Raw genomic sequence first — 23,887 nt, forward strand, 5'->3', positions numbered from 1 at the left:
ATTTCTAGTCAAAACTAACTATTTTCTTTACCAAAACTTTGTTAATTACATTGTCTTCATCAACATTCAAAATAGTCAACTGATATCCATCTAACTTAATTGCTGTGTTGTTATTTGGCAAGTTGCCCAAATGCTCTGTAATTAAGCCACTAAGAGTTGATGCATCTTCGAGCGGTAAATCCCATTGCAATCGACGATTCAGCGAACGGATTTGAATTCGTCCATCTACCAGATATTCGTTTTCCCCTTTTTTGATGATATGACGACCGCGATTTTTAGGTTCGGAAGTAAAATCACCGACAATTTCTTCAAGAATATCATCAATGGTAACCAAACCCTGAATGTCACCATATTCATCAACAACCAAACCCATGCGCCGTTCGCGTTTTTGGAACTCCTTGATTTGTGTGGTTAAATTAGCACCTTCAGGAACAAAATAAGGCTTTCTTAGAACTGATAACAGACCTTCCAGATCCAGTTTTCCTTGTGATAATCGAGGTAAAATGGTTCGAATATGTAAAATTCCAATCACATTATTGATGTCTTCTTCATAAATTGGCAAGCGCGTGAGATAGGTATTAACCAACTGTTTAATGATATCATTCCAATCGTCAGTAATATCAATACCAACCACTTCGCTTCTTGGAACCATAATGTCATCGACTGTTATATGTTCCAAATCAAGAAGATTGATCACCATTTTTTGTTTGGCATCAGGACGAATACTGTGATTTTCAATGACCAAGGTTCTTAACTCTTCTCGTGATAATGCCTGCTCAGCCACATCTTTGGGAACTCCTAAAATTCTAAGTATCCCGTTGGTCATTAGATTTGTTGTCCAGACTATTGGATAAAGAATTTTTAATAATGGTGTCAGAATATAGGAAGCCGGAAAAGCAATTCTTTCCGGGTGTAATGCAGCATATGTTTTCGGTGTTACTTCTGCAAAAATCAATATTAACAATGTCAATATTACCGTTCCGTACGCAGCAGCTGCTTCAGGAGTGAGTGATGAATCATTGGCAATTTTGAATGCAGCAATCGTTGCGATTGTCGATGCGGCAATGTTAATGAAATTATTTCCAATCAAAATCAGACCAATCAGTCTGTCCGGCTGGTTTAATAATTTTTGAGCCAGTTTTGCACCTTTACTGGTTTTAGCCAGGTTTTTCAACTTTAAACGGTTCAAAGTCATTAAAGCTGTTTCTGAACTAGAGAAAAATGCGGAAAACACTATTAAAAGTGCCAGTATTCCCATCAAAACACTTAACGGAATCTCACTCACTTATAAAATCCACTCGATGACAATTTTGCTTCCCAAATATCCCATTGCCAGCAACGACATGCCCAATATGGTCAAACTAATAAGTTTCTCGCCTCGCCAACCTTTAGTTAACCTTCCGGCAATAAGAATTCCGAATATGAGCCAGGCCAAGAATGAAAAAACGACTTTATGTCCGATATGTTGATTGATAAAATCATCAATAAACAAAACACCGGAAAGCAATGAGGTCGTTAAAACCAGCCAACCCAAAAAGATAATATGAGATAGTTTTTTCTCTTGCTCAATTAAAGCTCCAAGTCCCGAGTGAGACTCAAAACTATTACTTCTGATTTGTTTAATATTAACCCATAGCGATACCGCAAAAAGCGTTGCCACTGAAAGTATCGAATAAGCTAACATAGATAAAGTGATGTGCAAGTCCAATTGCCATGAAAATTGTTTAGCTTCTTCAAGCTCTCCGGAACTGAGATGATACAAAATAAACGCCAGAACAACAAATATCACCAACGGTAAAATAACCCAGCGACTTTTAATCCGAAATAGAAAAACCACCAGAACCGACAACCAGGAAACCAGCATCACCGAGTTTGCAACGCTCATTATCCAGCCGTTTGCGTCAAACAGGGTGTGAAAACAAACGTAAGCATGCAATAACCACGCAAGATACGCAAGGATGATACCGAATTTGAATTTATCTGCCGGTAGCAACCATAATAAGTAGAAAATAGCAGACAGACTAATTACTGTAAGCATTTGAGAATAGTTTGAGATTTAACCATACGAAGTATTATAATGAACGGCTCGTAAAATACCAAGTGAAAAGAAAAACACATGTTTGATAATTTAAAAGAAAATCTGGCGAAATCCATACAAAAGATTAAAGGACAATCTACATTAACGGAAGATAATATCAAATCCGCATTGCGTGAAGTGCGTATTGCTCTTCTAGAAGCTGATGTCGCCCTGCCCGTTGTTAAAGATTTTATTGAACAAGTTAAACAAAGAGCAATTGGTGAAAATGTTATCACCAGTTTAAAACCGGATCAGGTTTTAATCAAAATTGTAAAAGAAGGACTCACACAAACACTTGGGGCCGAAACTCAAACGCTTAACCTTTCTACTCAGCCACCGGCAGTTATTTTGATGGCAGGCTTACAAGGTGCCGGTAAAACCACATCAACAGCTAAACTTGCTAAGTATTTGATCGAAAGAGAACGTAAAAAAGTAATGGTTGTCAGTGCTGACGTTTATCGTCCGGCTGCGATTGAACAACTGCAAACAGTTGCTGAACAAGTCGGAGCAGCCTTTTTCCCATCATCAGTAATAGACGAGCCGGTAAACATTGGAAAATCCGCAATTGCAGCTGCTAAAAAAGGCTTTTATGACGTTTTGATTGTTGATACCGCAGGACGATTGGCGGTTGATGATGCAATGATGAAAGAAATTAAAGCGATGCAACAAGGTTTAAATCCAATTGAAACTTTGTTTGTTGTTGACGCTATGACCGGTCAGGATGCAGCAAATACAGCAAAAGCTTTTTCTGAAATTCTTGATTTAACAGGTGTAATCATCACCAAAGTCGATGGTGATGCCAGAGGCGGTGCAGCATTATCGGTTAGAAATATTGTAGGCAAACCCATTAAATTCATGGGTGTTGGTGAAAAGATGGAAGCACTCGAACCATTCCATCCTGATCGGATTGCATCCAGCATTTTAGGTATGGGCGATGTTCTCTCACTGGTTGAAGAAATCGAACGCAAAGTTGATAAGAAAAAAGCCGAGCAAATTGCCAAAAAGGTTCAAAAAGGACAAAGATTCACTTTAATTGACTTCAAAGAACAACTGGAGCAAATGCAAAACATGGGTGGTATGTCATCTATGCTTGATAAACTTCCCGGAATGGGCAATCTCCCTGATGCGGTTAAAGGCCAGGTTAGTGATAAATCGACCAATAAAATGATTTCTATTATCAATTCTATGACTAAACAAGAGCGTAAATTCCCGCAACTCATCAAAGGCTCAAGAAAACGCCGGATAGCCAATGGTTCCGGCAATGAGATTCAGGATGTAACCCGCATGCTCAAACAATTCACCCAGATGCAAAGAATGATGAAAAAATTCAGTGGCAAAGGCATGATGAAAATGATGAAGCGTTTAGGCGGAAAAATGCCCGGAGGAATGCCACCGGGCGGTATGCCATTCTAAATGATTCTCATTCATTGCATTAATTAATTCCTATACCTTTCTTTTTGTAAACAAAAGTTATATTTGGTTGAATTAGCATTGTATATAGTATTAGAATCAATCGTTATTAGTTAAAAAGAGAGGAAAAATGAAGCGTTATATTATTTTATTGATTTTATTTACCGTTATTTCGGGTTCAATAAATGCAGAAATTCTCCAAAGCCTTGGTGTGGATCAAAGAGTTGATTATAGTTCTCTGACACAATACGGCCCTTGGGATGACAGAAACTATCAAGTTACAAAAGAAGACTTAGATATTTTGCCAAATGATGATCAATATCTTTCAAATGTTCCGGTTTTTTTCAAAATCAAACATAGAAAAGACAATCCGCAAATTGGAAAATACTATCCTCGTTCCACTCTACAAGCTTTCCAAATACAATATGGTGGCTTATTGGTTGATGGAAGTTGGTATAAAGAGGGCCTAGGTATCGGCTATCACCCAGAAGATACTTACGGTAAAACTCCTGAAAATACCACACTTGCTGTTCCATCATCAGAAACTCCATTGGAAATTGGAGTCAATGGTAATGAAGCATCAGTCGAATGTAATCCAACCAATCAAAATATTTGTGTTGCAGGCTCCAATGCAAGTGGTGGTCAGGCGATGTATTATTCAACGAATGCGGGCGCAACATGGACAAAATCACAAACAAACCCATCAAGTTGCTGTGACCCAACTATAGATTGGTCATCTGATGGAAGTATTGTCTATCAAGCAGATCTAAGTAGTTCTATCGGTGTTCGTTGGTCTCGTTCATTGGATCAAGGCGTAACTTGGGAGTCAATGAAAGTTTTAACTCCTAGCGGAAGTGATAAAGAATGGGTTCATGTAGATCGCTCACAATCATCGCCATATAAGGATAATGTGTATTTAACGTATCATAATAGCAACGTGATGCAGTTTGCAAAATCTGAAGACTTTGGTGTGACAATGTCTACACCAACATCATTTGGATCTGAACCACAAGGAATTGGTAGTGATATAACAACCGATACCAATGGCAACATTTATTATTTCTATCCGACGTTAAGCAACTCTCATATCAGAGTGTTAAAGTCAACAGATGGAGGTGATTCTTTTGCAACAGGTGTTCAAGTAGCTCCTCTTAATGGTACTTTTGATTTCCCCATACCTTCAATGGAATCCAGAGAGGCATTTATTTACACTTCAGCTGATGTAGATACCAACAATAATACGATTTATGTTGCTTGGACTGATGAAACAGACGATAGTTTTGGAGGTGGAAATGGTTCTGCATCACAAAATCATGGCTGGATTCAAGTTGCGAAGTCAACAGATGCTGGAGCGAATTGGACAATGTGTGCGCAGCCTCATGACACAAGTGATACTATTGGATCCAACCCAATTGATAGATTTCATCCTTGGCTAAAAGTCGGTGAAAATGGTGTTGTTCATATAGTTTATTATGACACCAGACACTCAACAAACAGAACCGGTGTAGACTTATTCTATACAAGTTCAACGGATGGTTGTGCGAATTGGGATGTTGAAGAGCGTTATACTACGGAAACCTCTGTAAATATCAACAATGGACAAGAATGGGGAGATTATAACGGTTTATCGGTTGTGCTTGATAGAATTGTATCCACTCACACAGATAACAGACTGGTCGGTGGTAGTGCTCAGCAAACTGCAATGGCATTAGCAGGTGAAAATCCAAAAGGTTCTCCAACATTTAACCTTTCCGTTGACAATTCTCAAATTGAAGTTTGCTCCGGAGATACAGGGGTTGCAAAAACAATTAATGTAACTCCACTTATGGATTACACCAATCCTGTTACATTAAGCGTTCCATCAGCTCCGGCATTTGTATCCGGTGTGGCCTTTTCAGTTAATCCGGTATCTCTTGCAGGGGGTGCTAATACATCAGATTTAACATTCAATGTTGGAGCTGGGGGCACGACAGGAAATCATACATTGTCTGTTGAAGGAACAGGTGATGAGATGGTTGTATTGGGAGTACCCCAAATCATTAAATCTATCAATTTAAATATTTTATATTCCGGTGGTACAACATCTCAGACCAATTTAACTGCTCCTGCAAATGGAGCTTCAAATGTATCACTATCAGAAACTTTCACATGGGATGCTGATGCAAATGCAACCAGTTATAGAATACAAATTGCTACAGAGATAACTTTTACTAATATTGTTGTGGATGAAGTGGTAGATACAAATTCATATCAGGCTTCAGAATTACCATCATCAACTCAACTGTATTGGAGAGTAGCCACTCAATCTTCATGTAATGCACAAGATGTATGGTCATTTGCTGTTTTCAACTTCACAACTACAGCTTTGCCGGGAGATTGTGTCATAGGACTTATCCCGGTTGCTACTGTTGCTTATGATTTTGAATCAGGAAGTCAAGGTTGGACACACAGTGCTGCTGTAGGTCAAGATGGTTGGAGCATTTCTACAGCAAATCCTCATTCAGGTAGCCAATCATTCTTCGGAGCTCCTTTTACCGGTAATAATGATACAAGTCTCACATCACCGCAGGTTTCACTTCCAATTGGCAGATCTCCATTAACGCTTCAGTTTTGGAACCATCAATCAATGGAAGACAGATCCGGCGGCGGTTGCTGGGATGGTGGTCTTCTGGAAATATCTACCGATGGTGGCAATAACTTTGATCAAGTGCCTAATAGTGCCATGTTCTCAGACCCCTATGATGGAGAATTGGGCGGAGGACCATTATCAGGTTCAGATGCTTGGTGTGGTGATCCACAGGATTATTTAAACTCTATTGTTGATATTGACTCATACAGTGGTCAGGATGTTGTTTTCAGATTTAGAAAATCAAATGATGGATCTGTAGCCCATGGCGGATGGCATATTGATGATGTCAAGGTCATTGGGTGTGATACAGACCTCATCTTTGAAAATGGATTTGAAGTTATACCTGCCCAATAAATAACAATTATTTTGTTGAACATAAAGCCTGCAACCTTGCAGGCTTTTTTTTGAAAAAAATAACCCTTTTGTTTCTTGTATTCGATTAAACCTCTGAAACTAACAATCAATGAGGTTAAAAATCATGAAAAGAACAGTATTATTCCTATCCATCGCTGCTATTACGGCTTGCACACAAACTCAAAATGATAAGCAAGACTATGAAGTTTTCGTTGATTCTGATGAAAGTAAGAAAGAGCAAATACTCGTAGCAGAGGAAGCTGAAGCGGGACGTGCATTAGCACCAAGAACCGAACAATTTCATTCAAATAAGCCAGCAAAAGTCAAATCCGCAGTTGCTGATAGTTTAGGATATATAGCACCGGCTCCTTATATTAATGTCGTTGAAGAAAATAGAGAAAACTACAATCATTTTGACGACAATTCGGTTCAAATCGTACAAAACAACCCGGTTTCAACATTCAGCATTGACGTTGATACCGGAGCTTACAGCAATATTCGCCGAATGCTCAATCAAGGAATGATACCACCCCATGATTCAGTTCGTGTTGAAGAAATGATTAACTATTTCAATTATGACTACGAAAATCCGGATATTTCCGAGCAACCTTTTTCAATCAATACCGAGATTGCTCCCTCGCCTTGGAATTCGAATGCTCACTTATTACATATTGGCATTCAAGGTTATGAAGTTAAAAATGAACAACGCCCTGCTTCCAATTTGACGTTTTTAATTGATGTTTCCGGTTCGATGGACTCTCCTGATAAATTGGGGCTGTTGAAACAATCATTTAAACTGATGACAAAAAATCTTCGCAAAGAAGATAAAGTTGCCATTGTAGTGTACGCCGGTGCGGCAGGTGCTGTACTCGATTCCACCAGTGGTGATCAGAAATCCAAAATACTTCAAGCCTTGGATAAGATTTCAGCGGGTGGTTCAACCAACGGTGCCGGAGGCATCAACCTTGCCTATCAAATTAGCGAAGATAATTTCATCGAAGATGGAATCAACCGCATTATCATTGCAACCGATGGTGACTTTAATGTTGGTACAACCAATTTTGAACAACTCACCGAACTGGTATCTCGAAAAAAAGAAAAAGGAATTTCATTAACAACCTTGGGATTTGGTCAAGGAAACTACAATGATCATCTCATGGAACAATTGGCCGATAAAGGCAATGGCAATCATGCTTACATTGACACACTCAAGGAAGCTAATAAAGTTCTGGTCAACGAAATGAATTCCACACTGATGACAATTGCTAAAGATGTAAAAATCCAAATCGAATTTAATCCTGACAGCGTGTCACAATATCGTCTGATTGGTTATGAAAACCGCATTTTAAACAATGAAGATTTCAATAACGATAAAATTGATGCCGGAGAAATCGGCTCAGGTCATAGTGTGACTGCAATTTATGAAGTCGTTATGAAAGGTCAACAAGGTTGGATTGAACCTTTAAAATACCAACAAACCCATGATGGCAAGCCATTTTCTGATGAAATTGCGACATTAAAAGTCAGATATAAAAATCCGGATACCGATACTTCAAAACTGATAACCAATACAGTCAAACGCAATCAAATTGTTGACGATATTTCAAAAGCATCAAATAACTTCAAAATGTCAGCTGCTGTAGCCGGGTTTGGTCAGCTATTGAGAGGAGGTAAAATGTTAAACGGTTTTAATTTTGATGATGTGCAAAAATTAGCCGGTCAAACGATGCAAAATGATCAATTTGGTTATCGTGGTGAATTTCTACAACTTGTATCTCTGGCAGAAAGTTTGACAGAACAACATGCAAATAATGTAGAATAACGAGGTTTAATTTACCAAATTTTGAATGTCAGAACGTAGCGATGAAGAACTCATGTTAGCATTTGCAAACAATGATGCTCAGGCCTTTGAGACACTATACAAACGTCACAAAGATGCTGTTTATCGCTATTTTCTGCGCCATATTGGCAATCCTGATACAAGTAGCGAGCTACATCAGGACTTATGGTTGAAAATCATTAACAGCAAGCAAAATTATCAAATTAAAGCTAAATTTAACACCTGGATGTACACACTGGCTCACAATCGATTGGTTGACTGGTATCGCAGAAACAATCTAGAACAGCAGTCCTTTCAAGCCAATGAAGACGATAATCCGATTGAAGGTTCAACAGACTGGAATCCCGATGATGAACTTCAAACAATGCGACTTTCCAAGCAGTTAAAAACATGTATCGGCAAACTTCCTTTTGAACAACGTGAGATTTTTTTGTTGCATCAGGAGGCTTCACTCACTATTCCACATATTGCAGATATGTTGCAGGAAGCTGTTGAAAAAATCAAAAGCCGTTATCGCTATGCGATTGATAAGTTAAGAAAATGTCTGGAGGTGATTCGATGAATCAGAAAGACATAGAAAAATTATATCAAAAAGGTCAAACCGAAAAATCTCCGGTTGCAATTGATAATTTTATTCTCGCACAAGCTAAAAACAGCTGTCGCAAAAATAATACAACAACACGAAAATGGTTTTATAGTCTCTCAACTGCGGCTGCATTGGTGCTTTGTTTTTCAATCATTATCAATTTACAGAATCAAAACTCAGATTATTTGGTCAATACCGAAGTTCTTAATAAATCAGTCCCCAGAAAACAAAAAACTCAAACCCCTGCTCCAGCTCCTTTTCAGGAAAACAAAGATGAGGGTTTGATTAATGACGAAGACAAAATTAAAAGTGACCAAGCAGGTTCAACTCCTGATACCGAGTTGTATTCTGCTCCGGCAGCCCAAAGTGCTCCGAGAACTGAAGAGCAAAGAAATGAAGCGGATGATACATTTTTGATAATGAACGAAGAAATTGAAGAATCACCCGAGGAAATAGTGGTTGACCCAATCATTGAATACGCAGATTCGCTTGAACAGAATACTGATACAACCAATCAACCGCCAGTTAGTTTATCAGAATCAGAAAAAAGCATTAACGAAGAAAAACCCAAAGCACTTGGACGAGTTTCAGCTAAAAAAGAACAAAAAGAAAACAAATTTAACCAACAAATTCAAAGAGTTAAAGAATTAATTGAATCTAAAATGTTCGAAGACGCAGCTGAATTACTGATACAATTAAAACAACAATATCCAGATTATGATTTTTCAGAAATTGAAAAAAGGATTTCGGATTCTCAGTAGTTTTTTGTCAAATCCATACCTTTGTACAAGTCTGCAACATAATCGCCATAACCGTTGAATATTTTCGTGTCAATACGAGGATTGAATAGAGAAAATCCGCCCCCTATTCTCCTTTCTGTTGCCTGAGACCAACGTGGATGACTCACTTCAGGGTTTACATTTGCATAAAATCCGTATTCATTGGCGGCAATTTGTTGCCATGAATTTAATGGTTGTTTGTCGGTAAATTTAATTTTTACAATGGATTTAATGTTCTTAAATCCGTACTTCCAGGGAACGACCAAACGCAATGGAGCTCCATTTTGATTCGGTAATTTCTTACCGTACATTCCAATTGCAATAAACGCCAGTTCATTCATTGCTTCATCCATACGCAAACCTTCCCGATAAGGCCAGGGAATAACCCTGCGATGTTGCCCGGGAAATTGTTCAGGATCATATAAAGTTTCAAAATAAACATATTTTGCATTACTTTGAGGTTCAAATTGTTTGAGGAAGTCTGCCAGTTTAAATCCAAGCCACGGAATCACCATCGACCATGCTTCCACACAACGAAAACGATAAATACGCTCCTCAATTTTCTGTTTTGGAATTAAATCCTCCAAGTTAAAGACACCTGTTTTATTTGCCAAACCTGAGATTTCAACATTCCATGGCTCGGTCTTTAAGGAATCTGCAAGCGATGCCGGTGCGTCTTTTGACGTGGCAAATTCATAGAAGTTATTGTAAGTTGAAGCACTTTTAAAAGAAGTCAATTCATCATCCGGACCTCGGAATTTGTCAACCTTTTCATACTTATCAATTTCAAAGGCATTTGTTAATGTTGATGAAAGCATTAAACCGGTGCCAAATAGCGCCGAGGATTTCAAAAAATCACGTCTGGATTTATAGAGTTTTTCATCCGTGACATCATTCTCTTTGATAGTATTTTTAAATTTCATGTTATTATCCGAAACTGTTTTAATATAAGAACCAATCAGGCAATTTATCTTACAAAAAATTATGTCACAAGGAAATAACCCCATTTATAATTTCGCTCCGGGACCGGCAATGTTACCTGAGTCAGTTAAGCAACAAATCATTGATGATATGCCAAATTGGCGTGGAAGTGGCTGTTCGGTGATGGAGGTTTCACACCGCGGCACTCTATTCCGCCAATTGATTAAAGAAACGGATGAATTGATTCGTGAAATTCTAAACGTCTCGGATGAGTATGATATTCTTATGACTCCCGGTGGTGCAAGACTACAATACTCCATGATGCCGATGAATTTCTCCAGTTTAACCGGTAAAGCCATGTATTTTGTTCATGGTCATTGGGGCAAATCAGCAATTCTCGAAGCTCAAAAATTTTGTAATGCCAGACCGTTAGTGCCATATAATCAGAATGAAATCTACAGTTCTATTCCGAAATATGATATGAGTCAATTGGATAGCAGTTTCGATTATTTTCACTACACATCCAATGAAACACTCGAAGGTGTTGAGTGGCAATTTATTCCTGAAAACAATAACATACCGATGTTTTGTGATATGACATCGAATCTGATGACTCGTGAAATTGATGTCAATAAGTACAGTTTGATTTATGCCAGTGCGCAAAAAAATCTCGGAATTGCAGGAATTACAATCGTCATTGTTAAAAAAGAAATGCTGGAAAAAGCTCCCGAAAACTTACCGTTGATGCTGGATTATCGAACCTATTCCAAACATGATTCGCTTTGGAATACTCCTCCAACATTTCCGTGGTATGTAATGAATCTGGTTCTTAACTGGATTAAAAATACCGGCGGACTTTCAGCAGTTGAAAAACGCAATCATGAAAAGGCAGCCAAACTTTATGAATACATCGATAACAGTCAATTTTATAAAAACAATGTGGATATGGATTGTCGCTCGAAAGTCAATGTCACGTTTTTATTGAATGATGAATCACTCAATGAAAAATTCGTATCCAAAGCTGAAGAAGCCGGAATCAAAGCCATCAAAGGACATCGTGCGGTTGGTGGAATGCGAGCCAGCATATACAACGCCATGCCAATGGCCGGAATCAATGCCCTCATCAATTTCATGAAAGAATTCGAGAAAGATTATGGCTAAAAAGGATAAAGACAATCAAGTTGATTTATCAAAATTACGGGACAAGATTGACGGAATAGATGCGGATATTCAAAAACTAATCAGTCAGAGAGCCAAAATTGCCGCAAAAGTAGCGAAAACAAAGCACATAGCTGAATCCGGCGGAGCATTTTATCGCCCCGAACGTGAAGTTCAAGTGTTGAGAGCAGTTAAAGAACGCAACAAAGGACCTCTATCCGATGAAACATTAGTCCGTCTTTTTCGTGAGATTATGTCTGCCTGTTTAGCTCAGCAAAAGCCTTTAAACATTGCCTATTTAGGACCTCAGGGAACATTTTCTGAAATGGCGACTTACAAATACTTCGGACATTCTGTTGCAGCACTTCCGGTCACCAGTATTGATAATATTTTCGCAGAAGTTGAAGCCGGAGTTGCTGATTTTGGAGTGGTTCCGGTTGAAAACTCAACGGAAGGAGCTGTGAACAACACATTGGATATGTTTATATCTTCACCACTCAAAATTTGTGGAGAGCTTGATTTACCAATTCATCATAATTTAATGAGTCGATTCACCGAACTCTCTGAGATTAAAGTGGTTTTTTCACATCGTCAATCTCTGGCACAATGTCGTGGATGGCTGAAAGAAAACTTACCGAATGCTGAATGCATCGCTGTCAGTTCCAACGCCGAAGCGGCAAAGCGTGTGCAATATACAGACCATTCAGCAGCTATTGCCGGCGAAAGCGCCGCTGCAATGTACGGATTAGACATTCTACACAAAGAAATTGAAGATCGAACTGATAACTCCACCCGATTTTTAGTCATCGGTAAACAAATCGTCACTCCGAGCGGAGATGATAAAACTTCATTATTAGTGGCTGCCAAAGATCAACCCGGAGCTTTGTTTCACATTCTTAAGCCTTTAACAGAATGTGATGTCAGTATGACTCGAATTGAATCGCGTCCATCCAAACAAGGCAAATGGGATTATGTTTTCTTTATCGATATCAATGGTCATGTCGAAGATGAAAATGTTGCCAAAGCGTTAAGATTATTACAGAGAATTACGACTCTTTTCAAAGTGTTAGGCTCATATCCTAAATCTATTTCTGACAGTTAGTCAACTCTGCCTCAACACTGATTCGTGGATTACTGAGATAAACCTGCTATAATTCGCTTCTTTGTTAATGCATTCCTAGCCAATATTAAGAGATGAATACAGAAATCATGCAGGCGTATGCCAGTTGCCCCAAATATATTGAGTTGTTACTTAAAGATGAGCTACTCAATTTAGGTGCGAGTTCCGCCTCAGAAAAATTGGCCGGAGTGAATTTTGAGGCAACATCCGAAACTTTAATGAGAGTTTTATTGTGGTCACGATTAGCAAATCGAATTTATGTTTTGCTAAACACCATCAAAATTTCCAACTCCGATGATTTGTATAACGCCATTTCACATATCAAATGGAATGAACAACTCAACAAAGTTCCGCAAACTCTTTCTGTGAGTTTTAAAGGGACAAATAAAGAGCTCCGAAACACACAGTATTCCTCACAAGTTGTCAAAGATGCAATCTGCGACCAATTAAGAGATATCACCGGAACACGTCCTAATTTTGTTAAATCACAGGCTGATTTATCAGTTTCTGTCGTTCTCAAGCACAATCAGGCGTTGATTTATCTGGATATTAGTGGCAGAAGTTTGCATTTGCGAGGTTATCGAAAAAATTTAACTGCTGCACCACTCAAGGAAAATTTGGCATCCGCAATTCTCACAAGGGCTGATTGGCAAAACCTTTCGCAAAAGAATTACAATCTGATTGATCCAATGTGTGGTTCAGGTACTTTGCTCACTGAAGGTTATTTAATGGCTTGCGATATTGCACCCGGTCTTACGCATCCAAAATACAGCGTTTTCAGTTGGATACACTTCGACCAAAACCTTTGGGATTCATTGATTGAAGAAGCAAAAACCCGGATGCTCATAGGAATGGAAAACTACAAAGGGCAAATCATTGGAGCCGACCATCATAAAGACTCCGTTGAAATTGCCAATGAACACGCCTATCAACTCAATGCCGAAAGTAAAATCGACTGTCAGCTTAAAACTCTGGATAGTTTTAATATTCCACCCAAAAATAATCTCATTGTCTGTAACCCTCCTTATGGAGTTCGCCTGAAAAAGAATGTCGATAGCAGTTGGAAAAATTTGGCCCAATGGCTTGCTGATAAAGCATCGGAAGCAAAAGCAGCAATTATTACGCATAACAAAAATCAGGGGTTCATTTTAGGTTTCCGAGCAGAAAAATCATGGAAGTTTAAAAATGGCGAATTGGATATCAATTTAATTGCATTTAATATCAACCAAGATAAAAAGCTCAATGTACCTGATGGCCAAAATTTCGCTTTGCCTGAAACAGCTCAGATGGTTGCCAATCGAATTAAAAAGAACCAATCTAAACTATCAAAATGGATAAAGAAAGAAAATATCAACGCTTATCGTGTTTATGATGCAGACATTCCTGAATATGCTGTTGCGGTTGATGTTTACAATAATCACATAAACATTCAGGAATACAAAGCTCCGGCAAGTGTGCCTGAATCCAAAGCCAGAAAACGTCTGGATGAAGCCATCATGGCGGCACAATCAGTATTAAAAATTAAGAACGAGAACACCCATGTCAAATCACGTTTTCGTCAGGTTGAAAACCAACAATATGAAAAGAAAAACTCAAACACTCATAACTTCAAAATTGTAGAAAGTGGTCGAAAATATCTAGTCAACCTAGAACAATATCTCGATACCGGAATTTTTATCGATCACCGTTGGGTGAGAGATTATATTCATGCCAATTGTAAAGATAAAACACTTTTAAATTTGTTTAGTTATACAGGTAGTGTGACTGTTGCAGCAGCTTTGGGTGGCGCAGAAAAATCAGTGAGTGTGGACACGTCGAATGCTTATTTGCAATGGACAAAAGAAAATTTCAAAATCAATCACATTGATTTATTAAAGCACAAGCTAGTAAAAAGTGATGTTTTGGAATACATATTTTCGTGCAAAGAAACATTTGATATTATTTTTGTCGACCCACCGACCTACTCCAATTCGCATTCCAGAAAAGAAGACTGGGATGTTCAAAGAGATCATGTCAAACTGCTCCTCGCATGTAAAAAACTTCTGAATGCGGGTGGTGAAATCATATTCTCCAACAACTACCGTAAGTTTAAGTTGGATGAAAGTCTCAATGAACAATTCGTTATCAGTGACTGGACTAAGAGAAGCACGTCTCCGGATTTTGAAAAAAGTAAAATTAAACGAGTTTGCTATCAACTAAAATCATTATGAACCAAATAACACAAAAAACCAAAGAAGAGCTGGCTCAGGAATGTGCACCTATTTACTACAAAGAAATCGAACGTTTTTTTGCCAAAGGTGTATTAATACTTGTAGGCAAAGACTTGGATATTCTTGATATTGCACTCGTTGTTCAAAATGATGATAGTGAGCAATTAAAACAATGGTTGGAATCCGGAAAAGTATTACCCGTTAACGATGAATACGCTGTTAAATGGAGTCAGAGTGAAACACAATTGCTGGCAGTCACAGTTGTTCCTTGGTTATTGGTCCAGGAGATTATCTGAAAAATTTGATGCAAATCAATGTAATCAAAATCAAAAAAAAGTATCATAGGGTTTTATTAACAATTAAACACAAGGGGTAAAAATGTACGGAGAAAAACACGATCTTCATCATGAATTTCCAGAATTTGAAGCAGAAATCAGACACTTAAAAATGAATAATGGACATTTCGCCAGATTCTTTACTGAATATGACGAAGTTGATGATGAATTGATGCGCATTCAACAAGGAATTGAAACACCATCAGATGACTATATCGAGGAACTAAAGAAAAAGCGTTTGTTTTTAAAAGATGAAATGTATTTTATGCTTCTGAAGTACAAAAGAAAGCAAAAGAAAAAAGAAATTAAAAAGGAACGCAAGAGATTAAAGCAGAAGTCTAAAGATTAAGACGAAGAAAACCGAAGGGCTTGAAAAATACATTCAAGCCCTTATTTTTTGCAATATCAGAAATTAAAAGGAACTGACATGACAGATCAATTGTTTTACTTGTTTTCAGCATTATTATTAGGACTCGTAATCGGTGCCATGATTATGTATTTCACCTCCGGTTCAAATAAGGATTCAGCAAAAACCATTGAAGAACTGGAATCAAAAATTAGGAATTATCAAAATGATGTTGCAGAACATTTTGAAAAAACCGCTGATCTTGTCGACGAACTCACACAAAGCTACAAAAACGTCTTCGATCATCTCGGCAAAAGTGCCAGAGAATTAATGACCGATGATCAAATCAAACTCATTGAAAAACGAAAAAGCAATAAAGTCACACTCGAGTTTCTTCGAACTGAAGAAGAACTCAACATTGAAGATGACAACGAAGAGCTGGAAGAACTTTTAGAAAAAGTATCTGAAGAACACAAAGAGGAGTCTTTAAATTCAGAGGTCGCTCAAGAAGATACTATTCAAAGACACCAGAAGAAGAAAAACAAGCTGATACACAAAGAAAAAGACAAAACCGCCTGACGATTCTTACGATGAAAACGGCTATGTTTGATAAAGCACATTAATTTCAGGCATAAAAAAGGGCTTCTGAAAGCCCTGATATGATTAAATGGTACGAGGGCGAGAATCACATAATTTTATATATTATTGATAATGAAAGCACTATTTATTTTTTACTATCGTGTTTATATAACAAATGTACCAACAAAAATACAAAGTGACCTGTGAAATAAATTACACCGCTTTTTTATGTTTAGGATAAAATCAATTTCCAAGCCGATATAATCCAGAAGTTTGATAAGTGTATCAAATCTGGGGTTTCCCCTTTTTACTTAGGGGTTCTGTATATACTTTTTCCCTAGCCAAACCGGTATCTTGCTTGTGATAACTTTAGCTCATACCACCATAGAATCGATAATTTCACGCATGGCAAGCAAAATCAATTTATCATCATTACTTTCCAAGCCACTTTCAAATATTCGGCTCTATCTTGTTCTGATTGTAAATAATCACTTGTTTTATACTCAACTGTTTTACCCATTTACATTAAGACATTTGGTAATTTCAATCACATTGAGAGTGTAACTTATATATTACAACATTACAATCTATGACTGTTATTGAATATAAAAATTCAATTCTGAAATGTTCATTTTGTGGATATAAAAAATCTTTAGGCAAACGAATCCCAGCGTGAGCATGTATCAGGTTCTGGCCTCCCCCTATTAAATATTTCTAATCGTGACCTATTAAAATTGGTTCTTCTCTGGGTGTAAGGTCTCTGGCTGTTTTTTATTGGAGTGGCTTTTAAATCAACCCTGAGATTATTTGTTAATAAGTCGCTGAAAATTTCGCTATCTGTAATTTTGGGACTTAACCACATGTTGATTAAATCAGTATCATCATGGTTAAAAATTAAGGAATTGATTTTTTAATGTATGTTTTTGAGTTTAGGATTTCCCGGACATGTGATAATTGAGGCTGTAGTAATAATTTCATCATTGATTTGATAATGTTTGCAAATACCCAAAGCCAAAGCGTTATCAGAGTTTTCTAAAAAATGATACTTTTTATTCTGACCTTCAATGAAACCATTGGCAGGAATAATACAACGAGACTTTTGAAATAGTCCTTTAGTCAATCGGCTGGAATAAAGTTTATCATATCGGCTATTGAAAGTTGCATATTTATAGTGGGCTTTCCGCTTTTTTCGAGCATCAACCACCATTTAGCATCAATCAGATTTCTGCCTCTTTCCTCATGTTCGTAGACAATTTGGATATTTGAAGCCGGTACCCTTATCCCCCTGCTTTCAATATCCTCTACACTAATTTTAAAGTCAGATTTTCAACTTTAAAATCACTGATTGCTACCAAATGCCCACACATATAAATATTGTAAAATAAATATTTTGAAAACTGAAACAACAACCCATTAAGAAAATAAATTTGAGGTTTCGAGGCTTTGCAATCCCCCGTAAGTGGAAAAGGCTGGAAAACACCTTTTTTATAGTGTAAGAAAATGTCTGTATAAATCCCTTTTTTATAGTGTTAAAATTCTTTTTATCGAGTCGATAAATTGCTTTTTATAAAACCGCAAAAATTCCTTTTTATGGCTACGGAAAATTACTTTTCTTAACGTGTCTAAAAACTCTTTTTATAGTCGGAAGTAATTGTTTTTTATATGACCGACAAAAAGCCTTTTTTATAGTGTTACTATTATTTTTTATAGTGCCGATAAAACCCTTTTTTATAGTGCCAAAAAATTCGGGTGCAGGGGGGTTCAAAAGTCTTTTAAGTGATACATGGAAAACGAGCGACCAGATAAATTTTACATTCCCAGAATTTCATATTGGAAAATAAGTTTTGGAAAAGTCATATATACTTTTACTTGTTTATGAAAAATATCATAATAGTATCTCTAAAGTATGTTATATTAAAATCATACTAATAATTCTATTGTAAACAGCATGAAGAAAAGACTACTACTGCTATTAATTGTTATTTTAAACCCAGTCAATCTGAAAACAATATACCATCCTCTGGGATTTTGCACATTCAAAATAGTCCAGATAAATCATCAGTAACATACAGATGTGACTTGATTGATAATACAACCATCAAATTATTGCATTTTAATCAAGTTATGCTTTCCTACGCTTTAAAACTTGATGAATTTAATAAAGCGATGAAAGAGTTAAAAGATGAATTTAGTAAAGACTCTGATGATTCGATTAATGAACTATATAATCAAATGTGTAACAACTATATGAAAATGTAAAACACAAAAATAGTGATATTGGAAAGAAAATATGAAGTTGGCGATTGAAAATTGTAATAAAAAGCTATATCAAACAACAATAAAGTGTCATTTTTGAGCTAATCTCACTAACACAATTAATAAAAACACAAACATGTGAAATTAATACAATGAACAGCTGGGATGAAACATTTAAATTACAGAACAGGAGGTATATGGTTAGCCAATGAGACTGGATATAGCGATTGTGGGGTTGTGAATATTTCCACATTTAAAAGACATTGAACAAGACTTCTTCTGGCAATATCACTCTAAAAGAGTTGCTTAACAAATCCAGAGGCGAAGGTGGTATCATTCCATGTAATCTACTAGAAGAAGAAACACTTTATCGTTATATAAATCAGGAATATGAAATGAACTGCAAATATGTAAATTAATTAGAATTATTGATAGTTTTGATATGAAAAAAATCATCTATATATATTAATCGCTATTTCTACTTTCGCAAAAGCAAGCAATTGGCAAATGATACCCGAATTTGATTCTTATAAACTACTTAATGTTACTAAAAATCAATCTGATGCAAAAATCGTGGTACTTCTGGCTTATCATGGGCTGATGGCAGACAAGCAATAATTATTTTTATAAGTATTTCACAAAATGGTAAAACAAATCATTATCGTTGTAATCAATATTTTCTGACATGCAACAAACTGGTAAAGAATGTTTTCTCAACTTACAAAATAAATTTCTCAGGACTTTTGAAAAACGCACCTAAACACCAGAAACACCCTTAAATTTTGTCTAAATAAGGGTGGCTGGGCATTGGGCATTATTTCCCAAAAGTGTTTAAAAAAAATCAAACAACACATTCACTGTAATTTGTCATATACTCGAAATTAACTGGCTGTAATATGCTTTTCACCAAAGTATGTTTAGCACTTTCATAGTTCTTTCAAATCCCTGTCTTTCAAGTCTTTGGAAAAACTTACTTCTACCAATAGCAGGACGACCACAATCCCAACAATATTCTTTATAGTTGAAATATAAGTCACTGCCTTTGGTTAAAAGAACCACCATTAGTATCTGTTTCACTGAGAAAAGCCAGAACAGTATCAGCATCAATCTGATATTGTTTAATCGCTTTTTCTGTTGTGTCACATTCAGAAAACCGTTTGTTTGACAAGAAGTCTGTTTAAGCCACCAATAACCCAATTCAATACACCTGATAATTCTTTGTTGATTATCTTTTGAGCCAGTCTTGAGTCTCTTTCTTCTGGTTGGATAAACTCATTGAAAGGGATAATTAAAAACCGCCTGAAAAACCCGTCTGTCATATCGGAAGTGGTTGGCAGATTGTTTACATTGAATATCAGCTTTGTATCTGGAAATGATAACGGGGTCTTTTTATATGGAAGTCTCGCTTCCAATGGTTCACCATAGCCATAGATTTTAAAGAAGTTGGTACTTTGTATTTTATTTCCGCTTAACTTCTGTACAGTAGTTAAGCAATACATTCTCTATCATTGCCCTGTGATCGCCTTTATCATCACAAAGACTTTCCAGTGAAAACTTGGTTATATTGTGCGAACCCAGCAAGGCATTTATTACATCAAAGAAAACACTTTTACCATTTGCACCCGATCCGTACAGTAGTAAAAACTTTTTCAAGGTTTAATGTTTACTGGTAACAAAAAGATAACCAACAAGCTAGATAAAACCATCTAGGCGGTTATCTGGTAAACGCCTATCAAGGTATGATTGAAACAAGTCTGTTCTTGAATTTACATCAAAAGCAAAAGGAAGTTGATATCTGATATAGTCAAATTTATTGAAGTCCTTTAACTCTGGCTTTGGGATTCAAACCGCAAAGTTCCGTTTGCAGATTTATAACCGTATCAGTTGTAAGTTGTGGTTTGGGGCTGAACTGGCAAATTGTTTAGCAATGCTTCTTTTTACCTGTAATTGGTTTTGTGATAGCCCAAGGAATACCCAGACTGACCGCAAACTCAAGCAAAAAGTTTTCCATGATATTATCATCAATCACTTGCCAATAAGTACCGTTAAAAACAAGAGCTTGATTATCCCAAGCAAAACCATAATAATCTGGTAATCTAACAAATAAAACATCAATGCAAATTACATGATACTGGGCGTTTGTTGGCTCTTTTGTATCATTTCTTGTATAGGTCGCAGTCTACCCTGCCTTTTTATTTCACTAGTGCTAGTTCTTAAAATCCGGTTCAATATCATTTTCATTTGAACCTCCTTTGTTTTAACAGGTTGATAGCTTGTCTGTAGTGTGAACAAAACCCGCCTTTCAATAAGAACTTGACTGCATCAGAAAATGAATTGAATCTATGCAAAAAATCCCTTGATGAGCCTGTACCCTGCCATATCTCAAAATAGGGTCATTCCCAACCTTTACTAAGTTATAACCAAAACCAACGGATATAATAAATATGAGTTCATTGATTGCTTGAGTATAATGATTTTTGTATAGAATCAATTTTCAGATTGTTGTTTGTAATAATCTCTAGGTCGTGACTTCCGCCAAGAATCTCATGACCTTTTTTGTTTTTAGATTTATTCACTGTCTCTTTGCTCCATTTGCTGATTTATAAAATCCTGAATATCGGACTCCAAAAAAGCCAACGGCTCTGGCTGATATTTTTATGGGTTTCTTGAGTTTGCCTTGTTGTACCATTCGCCAAAGTGTGGTTTCGAAACATTTAGCATTTTTGCCGTCACTTTAGGACGGTGTAAGAAGTTGTTTTTACTGTCATATTCTTTCTCTTTTGTTAATAGGAAATCATTATGATAGCAGAAGTTTCTTTAATAAAATGTTGAAAAATTATGTGGTTTGGATGTGGTCGAGATTTACTTTTGTGGGTCATTTGTGGGTGTTTCTTTGTTTCTTAAACTCTAATACTTGTCTTGTATAATTGGTTTACAGTTCTATCAAGACGCAGTTTACCATCTGGAAATAGATAAATATTGTTTGTATCAATATCATGTATAAAGCCCAGTTTATCTATTTTGTTCTTTCAAGGATAAACCTTATTAATCTCTGGAATAATTATCATTTCCACCTTTTATATTCAATTAATTGAAACAAAAATCAATATAATCTGTTTGTCTGCAATTTTCTAAATACTTTATGAATTTTCTAGGTCTGTATCATTGATTTCTGGGATTTCGATTGGTTTCAAGTCAAAACCATGAATATCGTTCTCAATCTAATGGCTTGCTCAATAATTTCCAGACTGGTTGTAGTAATAAACTATAAGATTATCATCTTCATTAAAGTAATCCCATAAAGCTAAGCCATGTATTTAATAAATCTGCATTATTAAAGAATTTTTTTGTTTCCGTTTTTCCCGACAAATCAAAATAGCCCCATCATGAAAGCCTTTTTTTTTTCAACTTCATCCATATAAACTATTTCTATAGATGTTGTCATAGCATTTACAAGTTCGTTAATAAATGCAGGAAAATTAGTAAGCCACAGCTCTATATAGCTATTTTGAGCTAATACACTTGAACATTTAGTTTGACTTATTGCTAAACACCAAATCTGTTTATGTTCTTCTCTAAAAATAGGTTTGGTTAGTAAAAAAACCATCTAAGAAAATTGATTTTATTAGCCAACAAATTTGGCTGGCTCTTCAATATTCATACTTGCAGGTGCTGAGTCATTTTTTTGATGGTAATCAAAATATTTCTCTAAGCTAAGCTGTGATTTTCGAGTGTGTTTAAATAAGCTCTTATTGTGCCTTTAAGATGAATATGGGCTTTGGGCGTGATTAGTGATTGAGTATTTAATATATCATCTGTTTTAGACTTTCCTATTTTTTCAATTTCAGTTCTTGTATAAAACTTTTCACCATTAAATTCTTTCTTACACTCTTCCAAGTGAAAACTTCCAGTTAGCAGGAATCAAGCGAAAGCGGTTGGAAGTGTTCACTTGTACATTGTGACCTATCGCTTGATTGTTGTTTTATTATACTCAATTCAGCTTAATCATTTATCTGTTTTCTTGAGTTTATCGGTATTATTTGACGTTGGCACTATCACAAATCCGCCCAGAACTGCATCATTTTAATTCTATCGGGTAAATATTCGGCTTTGTTGTAAGTGGCTTCAATTTTATTTTTGTTTTCGTGGCTGAGTTGTTTTTCTACCAAGTGGCTGGGATAGCCTAATTCTCTTAAACTGGTACTGGCAAGGTGTCTAAAGCCGTGTACGGTCTTGATTCCATGATAACCAAGCCGATATAAACCGTATAACATAGCATTATTGCTTATTGGCTGAGTTTGTGGCTTGTGGCTTGATGCAAATATGTAATCATACTCTTGGTATAGTTTTGCAGTTCTCTGAATATTTCAATCACTTGTTTGCTCATGGGTACGATATGTGATCGTTTCATTTCATTCGGGCTTCGGTATCGTCCATAATTTGTTTTCAAAGTCGATTTCATCCATGTGGCATTTCTGATTTCGTTGGTTCTGAGAAATGTGTATAAGGCAATTTTTAATCCGGCTTTGGTTGTGGGTTCGCCGTCAAAGTTGTTGATTGATTTTACCAGTTGGGGTAACTCTTTCAGTTGGATTGAGTTGTAATTGGTGCGTGTGGGCGATTTTAAAACCGTTTCTATACCTTCACATGGGTTGGACTTGATAAAGCCGTGAACCTTTGCAAATATAAAAATATGATTGCATCTTTGCCGAATCTTTTTGAGTTGTTCTAAAGCTCCCCTATTCTCAATAATCCTCAAAACCTCAATCATTTCCATTGAGTCGATTTTATCAATCGGTCTTTCCCCCAAGTGATAGAAAACATTATCTTCTAAAGATTTCCAGATATTACGGGAGTGAATTTCTGTCCATTTTTCTAAATTGGTGTTATACCATTGTTTGGCTACTTTTAAAAAAGTGTATTTCTTTATCTTTCTTTTTTGATTTTTTCTTTGTTCACTGGGGTCAATGCCATTAGCAATCTTTGATTTTATTTCATGTGTTTTATCTCTGGCTTGAGCCAGTGAAATATCGGGATAAGTTCCTAATGCTATGGTTTTTTGTTTATCATCAAAGCGATAACTTAACCGCCAATACTTCGAACCATTGGGATGAACCAGTAAAAACAAACCCCTGCCATCACTGACTTTGTATTGTTTCTTATCCGGTTTGAGTGCCTTTATTTTAGTGTTGTTTAGCTTCATTTTAAGCCTGTTTGTTGGTACATCGTGTTGGTACATAGCATCTCCACACACATTTTCGTGTTGGTATATGCTTATATACCCACA

Annotated in this window: 18 protein-coding genes; 11 read left to right on the forward strand and 7 right to left on the reverse strand. The window is 36.5% G+C overall.

Annotated elements, in window-relative coordinates; genetic code table 11:
* Positions 1-4 precede the first annotated feature (4 nt).
* Both R3F25_00700 and ccsA read right to left on the reverse strand, forming a co-directional pair.
* Positions 5-1,285: a CNNM domain-containing protein gene (locus tag R3F25_00700; GenBank protein ID MEZ5495345.1), complete on the reverse strand. Its 1,281-nt coding sequence runs from the start codon at positions 1,283-1,285 to the stop codon at positions 5-7.
* Positions 1,286-2,038: a cytochrome c biogenesis protein CcsA gene (gene ccsA / locus R3F25_00705; GenBank protein ID MEZ5495346.1), complete on the reverse strand. Its 753-nt coding sequence runs from the start codon at positions 2,036-2,038 to the stop codon at positions 1,286-1,288. It abuts the gene before it with no gap.
* Positions 2,039-2,116: 78 nt separating this feature from the next.
* Here ccsA and ffh point away from each other — a divergent pair, with 78 nt between their 5' ends.
* From ffh to R3F25_00730, 5 genes are all read left to right on the forward strand, one after another.
* Positions 2,117-3,490: a signal recognition particle protein gene (gene ffh / locus R3F25_00710; GenBank protein MEZ5495347.1), complete on the forward strand. Its 1,374-nt coding sequence runs from the start codon at positions 2,117-2,119 to the stop codon at positions 3,488-3,490.
* 127 nt (positions 3,491-3,617) lie between these two features.
* A complete protein-coding gene (locus tag R3F25_00715) occupies positions 3,618-6,470 on the forward strand; it encodes a hypothetical protein (protein MEZ5495348.1) in 2,853 nt (950 codons plus the stop codon).
* Between the two features lie 124 nt (positions 6,471-6,594).
* On the forward strand, positions 6,595-8,292 hold the full coding sequence (locus tag R3F25_00720) for a VWA domain-containing protein (protein MEZ5495349.1): 1,698 nt from the start codon (positions 6,595-6,597) through the stop codon (positions 8,290-8,292).
* Positions 8,293-8,317: 25 nt separating this feature from the next.
* The gene (locus R3F25_00725) at positions 8,318-8,872 is read left to right on the forward strand and encodes a sigma-70 family RNA polymerase sigma factor (GenBank protein ID MEZ5495350.1); all 555 of its coding nucleotides are present in this window, start codon (positions 8,318-8,320) and stop codon (positions 8,870-8,872) included.
* The gene (locus R3F25_00730) at positions 8,869-9,657 is read left to right on the forward strand and encodes a hypothetical protein (GenBank protein ID MEZ5495351.1); all 789 of its coding nucleotides are present in this window, start codon (positions 8,869-8,871) and stop codon (positions 9,655-9,657) included. Before R3F25_00725 ends, R3F25_00730 begins: the two co-directional genes overlap by 4 nt.
* Here the strand turns inward: R3F25_00730 and msrP are convergent.
* Positions 9,651-10,598: a protein-methionine-sulfoxide reductase catalytic subunit MsrP gene (gene msrP / locus R3F25_00735; GenBank protein ID MEZ5495352.1), complete on the reverse strand. Its 948-nt coding sequence runs from the start codon at positions 10,596-10,598 to the stop codon at positions 9,651-9,653. The two genes, R3F25_00730 and msrP, sit on opposite strands and share 7 nt — an antisense overlap.
* A 61-nt stretch (positions 10,599-10,659) precedes the next feature.
* Here msrP and serC point away from each other — a divergent pair, with 61 nt between their 5' ends.
* The 6 genes from serC to R3F25_00765 all read left to right on the forward strand — a co-directional run bounded on the left by serC (position 10,660) and on the right by R3F25_00765 (position 16,344).
* Positions 10,660-11,757 (forward strand): 3-phosphoserine/phosphohydroxythreonine transaminase, encoded by a 1,098-nt coding sequence (gene serC, locus R3F25_00740; protein MEZ5495353.1) that lies wholly within the window; start codon positions 10,660-10,662, stop codon positions 11,755-11,757.
* Positions 11,750-12,856 (forward strand): prephenate dehydratase, encoded by a 1,107-nt coding sequence (pheA, locus tag R3F25_00745; GenBank protein MEZ5495354.1) that lies wholly within the window; start codon positions 11,750-11,752, stop codon positions 12,854-12,856. The genes serC and pheA overlap by 8 nt, the downstream gene beginning before the upstream one ends.
* Before the next feature lie 92 nt (positions 12,857-12,948).
* Positions 12,949-15,084, forward strand: coding sequence for a bifunctional 23S rRNA (guanine(2069)-N(7))-methyltransferase RlmK/23S rRNA (guanine(2445)-N(2))-methyltransferase RlmL (rlmKL, locus tag R3F25_00750; protein MEZ5495355.1), 2,136 nt, complete (start codon positions 12,949-12,951; stop codon positions 15,082-15,084).
* Complete coding sequence (locus R3F25_00755) at positions 15,081-15,380, forward strand: DUF2288 family protein (protein MEZ5495356.1); 300 nt, start codon at positions 15,081-15,083, stop codon at positions 15,378-15,380. Before rlmKL ends, R3F25_00755 begins: the two co-directional genes overlap by 4 nt.
* A gap of 82 nt (positions 15,381-15,462) precedes the next feature.
* A complete protein-coding gene (locus R3F25_00760) occupies positions 15,463-15,768 on the forward strand; it encodes a DUF465 domain-containing protein (GenBank protein ID MEZ5495357.1) in 306 nt (101 codons plus the stop codon).
* 78 nt (positions 15,769-15,846) lie between these two features.
* Positions 15,847-16,344 carry a DUF1043 family protein gene (locus R3F25_00765; GenBank protein MEZ5495358.1) on the forward strand — a complete coding sequence of 166 codons (498 nt, stop codon included), beginning with the start codon at positions 15,847-15,849 and terminating at the stop codon, positions 16,342-16,344.
* 910 nt (positions 16,345-17,254) lie between these two features.
* On the opposite strand, the gene R3F25_00770 is transcribed toward R3F25_00765, so the two are convergent.
* From R3F25_00770 to R3F25_00785, 4 genes are all read right to left on the reverse strand, one after another.
* Positions 17,255-17,551: an SOS response-associated peptidase family protein gene (locus tag R3F25_00770; protein MEZ5495359.1), complete on the reverse strand. Its 297-nt coding sequence runs from the start codon at positions 17,549-17,551 to the stop codon at positions 17,255-17,257.
* Positions 17,552-19,745: 2,194 nt separating this feature from the next.
* The gene (locus tag R3F25_00775) at positions 19,746-20,099 is read right to left on the reverse strand and encodes a hypothetical protein (protein MEZ5495360.1); all 354 of its coding nucleotides are present in this window, start codon (positions 20,097-20,099) and stop codon (positions 19,746-19,748) included.
* 2,556 nt (positions 20,100-22,655) lie between these two features.
* Complete coding sequence (locus tag R3F25_00780) at positions 22,656-22,964, reverse strand: tyrosine-type recombinase/integrase (protein MEZ5495361.1); 309 nt, start codon at positions 22,962-22,964, stop codon at positions 22,656-22,658.
* Positions 22,886-23,839, reverse strand: coding sequence for an integrase arm-type DNA-binding domain-containing protein (locus R3F25_00785; GenBank protein MEZ5495362.1), 954 nt, complete (start codon positions 23,837-23,839; stop codon positions 22,886-22,888). Before R3F25_00785 ends, R3F25_00780 begins: the two co-directional genes overlap by 79 nt.
* Between the last annotated feature and the right edge of the window lie 48 nt (positions 23,840-23,887).

It is taken from the genome of Gammaproteobacteria bacterium (assembly GCA_041395445.1).
Classification (GTDB): domain Bacteria; phylum Pseudomonadota; class Gammaproteobacteria; order Xanthomonadales; family Marinicellaceae; genus NORP309.

Excerpts from the sequence above, each read along its gene's own strand:
- R3F25_00720 (MEZ5495349.1), top strand. The coding sequence starts at position 6,595 with ATGAAAAGAACAGTATTATTCCTATCCATCGCTGCTATTACGGCTTGC.
- ccsA (MEZ5495346.1), bottom strand. The coding sequence starts at position 2,038 with ATGCTTACAGTAATTAGTCTGTCTGCTATTTTCTACTTATTATGGTTG.
- R3F25_00775 (MEZ5495360.1), bottom strand. The coding sequence starts at position 20,099 with ATGTATTGCTTAACTACTGTACAGAAGTTAAGCGGAAATAAAATACAA.
- R3F25_00765 (MEZ5495358.1), top strand. The coding sequence starts at position 15,847 with ATGACAGATCAATTGTTTTACTTGTTTTCAGCATTATTATTAGGACTC.
- R3F25_00760 (MEZ5495357.1), top strand. The coding sequence starts at position 15,463 with ATGTACGGAGAAAAACACGATCTTCATCATGAATTTCCAGAATTTGAA.
- R3F25_00785 (MEZ5495362.1), bottom strand. The coding sequence starts at position 23,839 with ATGTACCAACACGATGTACCAACAAACAGGCTTAAAATGAAGCTAAAC.
- R3F25_00725 (MEZ5495350.1), top strand. The coding sequence starts at position 8,318 with ATGTCAGAACGTAGCGATGAAGAACTCATGTTAGCATTTGCAAACAAT.
- R3F25_00755 (MEZ5495356.1), top strand. The coding sequence starts at position 15,081 with ATGAACCAAATAACACAAAAAACCAAAGAAGAGCTGGCTCAGGAATGT.
- msrP (MEZ5495352.1), bottom strand. The coding sequence starts at position 10,598 with ATGAAATTTAAAAATACTATCAAAGAGAATGATGTCACGGATGAAAAA.
- R3F25_00715 (MEZ5495348.1), top strand. The coding sequence starts at position 3,618 with ATGAAGCGTTATATTATTTTATTGATTTTATTTACCGTTATTTCGGGT.
- rlmKL (MEZ5495355.1), top strand. The coding sequence starts at position 12,949 with ATGAATACAGAAATCATGCAGGCGTATGCCAGTTGCCCCAAATATATT.
- pheA (MEZ5495354.1), top strand. The coding sequence starts at position 11,750 with ATGGCTAAAAAGGATAAAGACAATCAAGTTGATTTATCAAAATTACGG.
- serC (MEZ5495353.1), top strand. The coding sequence starts at position 10,660 with ATGTCACAAGGAAATAACCCCATTTATAATTTCGCTCCGGGACCGGCA.
- ffh (MEZ5495347.1), top strand. The coding sequence starts at position 2,117 with ATGTTTGATAATTTAAAAGAAAATCTGGCGAAATCCATACAAAAGATT.
- R3F25_00770 (MEZ5495359.1), bottom strand. The coding sequence starts at position 17,551 with ATGGTGGTTGATGCTCGAAAAAAGCGGAAAGCCCACTATAAATATGCA.
- R3F25_00730 (MEZ5495351.1), top strand. The coding sequence starts at position 8,869 with ATGAATCAGAAAGACATAGAAAAATTATATCAAAAAGGTCAAACCGAA.